At 47.2% G+C, this 6,102-nt stretch carries 7 protein-coding genes; all 7 read left to right on the top strand.

The window, feature by feature from the left end:
- Positions 1-305: 305 nt before the first annotated feature.
- The 7 genes from upfY to rfbG are packed head-to-tail and all read left to right on the top strand — an operon-like array spanning position 306 to position 6,101.
- A complete protein-coding gene (gene upfY / locus ISX59_RS10805) occupies positions 306-866 on the top strand; it encodes a capsular polysaccharide transcription antiterminator UpfY (protein ID WP_080720219.1) in 561 nt (186 codons plus the stop codon).
- 11 nt (positions 867-877) lie between these two features.
- Positions 878-1,360 (top strand): UpxZ family transcription anti-terminator antagonist, encoded by a 483-nt coding sequence (locus ISX59_RS10800; protein WP_032542644.1) that lies wholly within the window; start codon positions 878-880, stop codon positions 1,358-1,360.
- Positions 1,361-1,392: 32 nt separating this feature from the next.
- Positions 1,393-2,280 (top strand): glucose-1-phosphate thymidylyltransferase RfbA, encoded by an 888-nt coding sequence (gene rfbA / locus ISX59_RS10795; RefSeq protein WP_032542645.1) that lies wholly within the window; start codon positions 1,393-1,395, stop codon positions 2,278-2,280.
- Positions 2,281-2,293: 13 nt separating this feature from the next.
- Entirely contained in the window at positions 2,294-2,866 is a 573-nt protein-coding gene (gene rfbC / locus ISX59_RS10790) for a dTDP-4-dehydrorhamnose 3,5-epimerase (protein WP_005793441.1), read from the top strand.
- Entirely contained in the window at positions 2,859-4,202 is a 1,344-nt protein-coding gene (gene rfbH, locus ISX59_RS10785) for a lipopolysaccharide biosynthesis protein RfbH (RefSeq protein ID WP_032542646.1), read from the top strand. Before rfbC ends, rfbH begins: the two co-directional genes overlap by 8 nt.
- A 37-nt stretch (positions 4,203-4,239) precedes the next feature.
- Positions 4,240-5,016, top strand: coding sequence for a glucose-1-phosphate cytidylyltransferase (rfbF, locus tag ISX59_RS10780; protein WP_005781149.1), 777 nt, complete (start codon positions 4,240-4,242; stop codon positions 5,014-5,016).
- Positions 5,017-5,021: 5 nt separating this feature from the next.
- Positions 5,022-6,101 (top strand): CDP-glucose 4,6-dehydratase, encoded by a 1,080-nt coding sequence (gene rfbG, locus ISX59_RS10775; RefSeq protein WP_032542656.1) that lies wholly within the window; start codon positions 5,022-5,024, stop codon positions 6,099-6,101.
- The last annotated feature ends 1 nt before the right edge of the window (position 6,102 follow it).

Genomic DNA, 6,102 nt, shown 5'->3' with positions numbered 1-6,102 from the left:
TCTGTCTGATTTTGTTTTCTGTTCTCTTCTGATTTATATACAAAAATCATGTGTTTTTAAACGAACGTCTATTGAAACACTTTTTGTTTTCAATACCCTCGTTTAAAAGCTATTATAATAAATAACTATTTTCTGCCTCTCCTTCTGTGATAGTGGAGGGTCATTAAATAACATGGATGCACTGAATTTCTCATTAAAATCCGCATTACATAACTTGACCGGGAGGTATGCTTCGCTACTCCGGTGTCCCCAAAGAACATCCTGACGTGAACGACATGACAACATCCGCATCTATCGAATCTTCGATGGAGCGTTCTCAATCCCTCCTGTCTTCTTCCGCTTTGAACTGGTATGCCTTGCGTATCACTTACGGGCGTGAACTGGCTTTGCAGGAGTACCTCAATTCGGAGGGGATAGAGAATTTCATCCCCATGCACTACGAATATACCATTAAAAACGAGCGTCGGGTCCGTAAGCTTGTTCCTGCGGTTCATAATCTGGTTTTTGTCCGTTCCTCGCGCAGTTGTATCGATGCCATCAAAGAGAGTAAGGGCACCACGCTTCCTATCCGTTACATTATGGACCGTGAATACCATCGTCCCATCATCGTTCCTGATTCCCAAATGCGTAATTTCATGGCGGTCTCTTCGAATTATGATGAATCCCTGCTTTATTTCGAACCTTCCGAGTTGAACATCCGCAAGGGTACCCGTGTGCGTATCACCGGGGGGCTTTTCGAGGGGGTGGAGGGCGAGTTTGTCCGTGTCCGCAATGACCGTCGTGTCGTAGTCACCATTGAAGGAGTCATGGCTGTCGCCACCACTTTTGTCCATCCTTCATTGGTCGAACCTATCACCGAAAAATAACATAACAAGATATGAACTATTTAGAATCAGAAATCTCCGCTCTTTATGCTTCTGCTCATGAACTTTGCTATCTGGGCATGGACGGTCGGCCGATCTACAGTGATCAATTCACCCGTCTGAATCGTGATGTTTTTTCTCAGGCTAATGCTTTGTACGACAAGCATGGTGATAGTGATGAAGAAGAGGCCCGGTTGTGTCTGTCGCTCCTGATGGGATATAATGCGACTCTCTATAATAACGGTGACAAGGAGGAACGTATTCAACATATTCTGGATCGTTGCTGGGATGTATTGGAACATCTGCCTGCCTCCCTGTTGAAAGTCCAACTGTTAGTTTATTGTTACGGAGAGGTTTTTGACGAGGAATTGGCCCGGGAAGCTCAGGCTATCATCGGTACGTGGCAAGACAGGGAGTTGTCGGAAGAGGAGCGTGAGGTGATGGAACGCCTGAAGGATGTGCAAGAGAATCCGTATCCTTGGAGTGAGGTGGAGTGATATGTTTGTATAGTAATTTAATAAGTATATTGATGAAAGGTATTGTCTTGGCTGGTGGTTCGGGCACTCGCTTATATCCGATCACCAAAGGAGTCAGTAAGCAGTTGCTTCCGATATTTGATAAGCCGATGATCTATTATCCTATCTCTGTACTCATGTTGGCGGGGATTCGTGAAATATTGATTATTTCCACTCCATACGATTTATCTGGCTTTCAACGTTTGCTGGGTGACGGCTCTGACTTTGGAGTGCGTTTTGAGTACGCCGAGCAACCTTCTCCCGACGGCTTGGCACAGGCATTTATTATTGGTGAGAAGTTTATAGGTGGTGATTCTGTATGTCTGGTTCTTGGCGATAATATCTTTTATGGGCAAAGTTTTACCCGTATGCTGCGTGAAGCAGTCCATACAGCCGAATCAGAGAACAAAGCCACTGTTTTTGGTTATTGGGTAAGCGATCCCGAACGCTATGGTGTAGCTGAGTTTGACAAGGCTGGGAATGTTCTCAGTATCGAAGAGAAACCTACTGTTCCTAAGTCCAATTATGCCGTTGTGGGTCTTTATTTCTATCCTAATAAAGTGGTGGAAGTAGCCAAGAGTATTCAGCCTTCCCCTCGTGGAGAATTGGAAATCACGACGGTCAATCAACGGTTCCTGTCCGATCGGGAACTGAAGGTCCAGCTTTTAGGGCGGGGTTTCGCCTGGTTGGATACAGGCACTCATGATTCTTTGTCCGAAGCAAGTACATTTATCGAGGTTATTGAAAAACGTCAGGGATTGAAAGTGGCCTGTTTGGAAGGCATAGCCCTGAGGCAAGGCTGGATTTCTCCTGAAGAGATGAAAGCATTGGCAGGTCCGATGCTGAAGAATCAATATGGACAATATCTGTTGAAAGTTATCGATGAATTATCCATAAAGTAGAATTTTTATTCCTATGAATATAATAAAAACATCAATTGAAGGTCTTGTTATCCTTGAGCCCCGTCTGTTTCAGGATGACCGTGGCTACTTTTTCGAATCCTTCAATCAGGGGGAGTTCGAATCAAATGTATGTCAAACGACTTTTGTTCAGGACAATGAATCCAAATCGAGCTACGGTGTCATTCGCGGTCTCCATTTTCAGAAACCTCCTTTTGCCCAAAGCAAACTGGTACGGGTAATCAAGGGTGCAGTTCTTGATGTGGCTGTCGATATCCGCAAAGGTTCTCCCACATTTGGAAAACATGTTTCGGTTGAATTGACAGAAGACAATCACCGTCAGTTTTTTATTCCGCGTGGCTTCGCACATGGTTTTAGTGTGCTGAGCGAAGAGGTCATCTTCCAATACAAGTGTGATAATTTCTATCATCCGGAAGCTGAAGGGGCGATTGCCTGGAATGATCCGGATTTGAATATCGACTGGAAGATACCACAAGACCGGGTTATATTGAGTGGTAAAGACTACACACATCCTCTGTTACATAACATAGAATTACAGTTTGATATAAACAATACATTATATGAGTAAGAAAGAAACACTCAAGCAACAAATTCTCGATTTAACCCGGGAATACTACAAAGAGGTTCACGGGTCCTCCCGCTCTTTCGAACCCGGTAAGAGTTTTGTCAACTACGGCGGCCGTTATTTCGATGACCGCGAACTGGTGAATCTGGTTGACTCCTCCCTTGATTTCTGGCTGACCGCCGGTCCTTGGGCCCGGAAGTTTGAAATCCGTTTTGCCGAATGGCTGGGTGTGAAGTATTGCTCCCTGACCAATTCGGGCTCTTCGGCCAACCTTCTCGCCTTTATGGCCCTGACCTCACCACAGTTGGGTGAGCGCAGAATCAGGCGGGGCGATGAAGTGATCACGGTAGCCTGCGGCTTTCCCACAACGGTGACCCCCTGCATCCAGTATGGTGCGGTCCCTGTTTTTGTGGATGTCACCATCCCCGAGTACAATATTGACGTGACTCAACTGGAAGCCGCATTATCTCCCAAAACTAAAGCGGTAATGATTGCTCACTCTTTGGGTAACCCGTTTGATTTGCAGGCTGTCAAAAATTTCTGTGATAAACATAACCTCTGGTTGGTAGAGGATAATTGCGATGCCCTTGGCTCTACTTATACAATCGACGGTGTGGAAAAGAAAACAGGTACGATCGGCCATATCGGCACGAGCAGTTTCTATCCTCCGCACCACATGACGATGGGAGAGGGGGGCGCTGTCTATACCGATGATCCTCTGCTGCACAAACTGGTCAACTCTTTCCGCGATTGGGGCCGTGACTGCTGGTGTATCGGGGGCGTTGACAACACGTGCAAATATCGTTTCAGCAAACAGTTCGGCGACCTTCCGGTAGGTTACGACCATAAATATGTTTATTCCCATTTCGGGTATAACCTGAAAGTGACCGATATGCAGGCCGCCATCGGCTGTGCCCAGCTTGAGAAACTGGACTCCATTGTCGAAGCCCGGCGGTCAAATTTCGCCTACCTGAAAGAAGGCCTTGCGGGTACATCTGGCCTTATCCTTCCCGAAGCGCAGAAGAACTCCAACCCGAGCTGGTTCGGCTTCCTTATTTCGGTGAAGGAAGATGCGGGCTTCACCCGTAACGACCTTTCCCAACACCTGGAGAGCAGGAAGATCCAGACACGCAACCTGTTTGCGGGCAATCTTCTGAAGCATCCCGCCTTTGATGAAATGCGCTCCACGGGTGAGGGCTACCGCGTAATCGGCAATCTGGAAGGTACTGATTACGTTATGAATCATACCCTCTGGATCGGTGTCTATCCGGGCATGACCCGTGTCATGCTCGACCACATGATCGGTACGATCCGTGACTTTGTCTCTTCCCGCAAGTAATTTCCGGTTATTAACCTTCAGTAATCTGTCAAGCATAATGAAAGCCGTCATTTTAGCCGGTGGCTTCGGTACCCGCCTGAGCGAAGCCACTAACCTGATCCCCAAACCTATGGTGGAGATCGGTGGTAAACCCATCCTCTGGCATATCATGAAAACCTACAGCCATTACGGCATCAACGATTTCGTGATCTGCTGCGGTTATAAACAATATATCATCAAGGAGTATTTCGCCAACTATTTCCGTCATAACAGCGATATGACCGTGGACCTTTCCAACAATACGACCACCATTCTGGATAACCATTCCGAGAACTGGAAAGTCACGATGGTCGATACTGGGCTGAATACCCAAACGGGCGGGCGTATCCGGCGTGTACAGAAATATCTCGGGAACGAACGTTTCCTGCTGACCTATGGTGACGGTGTCACCGACCTGAACATCGGTGATACCCTGAAGGCTCACGAGTCTTCGGGCTGCCTCCTTTCCCTTACGGCCTACAAACCCGGTGGTAAGTTCGGCGCCCTGCAGCTCGATCTCGATACGGACAAGGTCCTCTCTTTCCAGGAGAAGCCCGACGGTGACCGTAATTGGATCAATGCGGGCTATTTTGTGTGTGAACCCGAAGTGTTCGATTATATCCCTGAGGGTGACTCCACCATCTTTGAGCGTCAGCCCCTTGAGTCTATAGCCAAGGCGGGTCGGATGCATGCTTTCCGTCATACGGGTTTCTGGAAACCGATGGATACTCTGAGAGACAATACAGAATTGAATGAAATGTGGGATCAGGGAGTTGCTCCCTGGAAAGTGTGGTAAGCCGTATGGGAATTGATATATTTGATAATTTTTATCGGGGCAAACGCGTCCTTGTCACCGGTCATACCGGTTTTAAAGGTAGCTGGCTCTCCATCTGGTTGCATGAATTGGGGGCCGAGGTGATTGGTGTGGCCCAAGACCCTTTTACGGCTCGAGACAATTTCGTACTTTCCGGTATCGGCGAGAAAATTAAGGCCGACCTTCGTGCCGATATCCGCGATGGTGAGCGTATAAAGGCTATCTTTCAGGAATATCAACCTGAGATTGTTTTTCATCTTGCTGCCCAACCTCTGGTTCGCTTGAGTTATGACATCCCTGTTGAAACCTACGAAACCAATGTAATGGGAACAATCCATGTTCTTGAGGCAGTCCGTTCTACGGATAGCGTGAAGGTAGGTGTGATGATTACCACAGATAAATGTTACGAGAATAAAGAGCAAATCTGGGGCTATCGTGAAAACGAGCCTATGGGCGGTTATGACCCTTATTCCAGTAGCAAGGGAGCCGCTGAGATTGCTATTGCTTCATGGCGTCGCTCTTTCTTTCACCCCGAGCAATACGATAAACACGGAAAATCCATCGCCAGTGTAAGAGCTGGTAACGTTATCGGTGGTGGAGACTGGGCTTTAGACCGTATCATTCCGGACTGCATCAAGGCTTTGGAATCTGGAGCGGCTATCGATATCCGAAGTCCGAAAGCTATTCGTCCCTGGCAGCATGTACTTGAACCGCTGAGTGGCTATATGCTGCTTGCGCAGAAGATGTGGAGTGATCCTACGAGATATTGTGAAGGCTGGAACTTCGGTCCGAGAGCCGAGTCAATCTCTACTGTATGGGATGTGGCTACGGAAGTAGTGAATAATTACGGTTCCGGTGAACTTCGTGACCTTTCTGATCTGCATGCGTTGCATGAAGCGAAGTTGTTAATGCTGGATATTTCGAAGGCAAAATTCCGTTTAGGTTGGGAACCGAAGATGAATATTGAGCAGACGGTTGAGTTGACGGTGGACTGGTATAAAAGATACCGGAAAGAAGAGGTATATGATGTTTGTGTTGACCAGATAGTTAATTTTATACAGAAATAAG

This window comes from Bacteroides sp. FSHCM14E1 (assembly GCF_019633785.1).
GTDB classification, from domain to species: Bacteria; Bacteroidota; Bacteroidia; order Bacteroidales; family Bacteroidaceae; genus Bacteroides; species Bacteroides hominis.
This window is presented reverse-complemented; position numbering and strand designations above follow the sequence as displayed.

Excerpts from the sequence above, each read along its gene's own strand:
- upfY (WP_080720219.1), top strand. The coding sequence starts at position 306 with ATGGAGCGTTCTCAATCCCTCCTGTCTTCTTCCGCTTTGAACTGGTAT.
- ISX59_RS10800 (WP_032542644.1), top strand. The coding sequence starts at position 878 with ATGAACTATTTAGAATCAGAAATCTCCGCTCTTTATGCTTCTGCTCAT.
- rfbA (WP_032542645.1), top strand. The coding sequence starts at position 1,393 with ATGAAAGGTATTGTCTTGGCTGGTGGTTCGGGCACTCGCTTATATCCG.
- rfbC (WP_005793441.1), top strand. The coding sequence starts at position 2,294 with ATGAATATAATAAAAACATCAATTGAAGGTCTTGTTATCCTTGAGCCC.
- rfbH (WP_032542646.1), top strand. The coding sequence starts at position 2,859 with ATGAGTAAGAAAGAAACACTCAAGCAACAAATTCTCGATTTAACCCGG.
- rfbF (WP_005781149.1), top strand. The coding sequence starts at position 4,240 with ATGAAAGCCGTCATTTTAGCCGGTGGCTTCGGTACCCGCCTGAGCGAA.
- rfbG (WP_032542656.1), top strand. The coding sequence starts at position 5,022 with ATGGGAATTGATATATTTGATAATTTTTATCGGGGCAAACGCGTCCTT.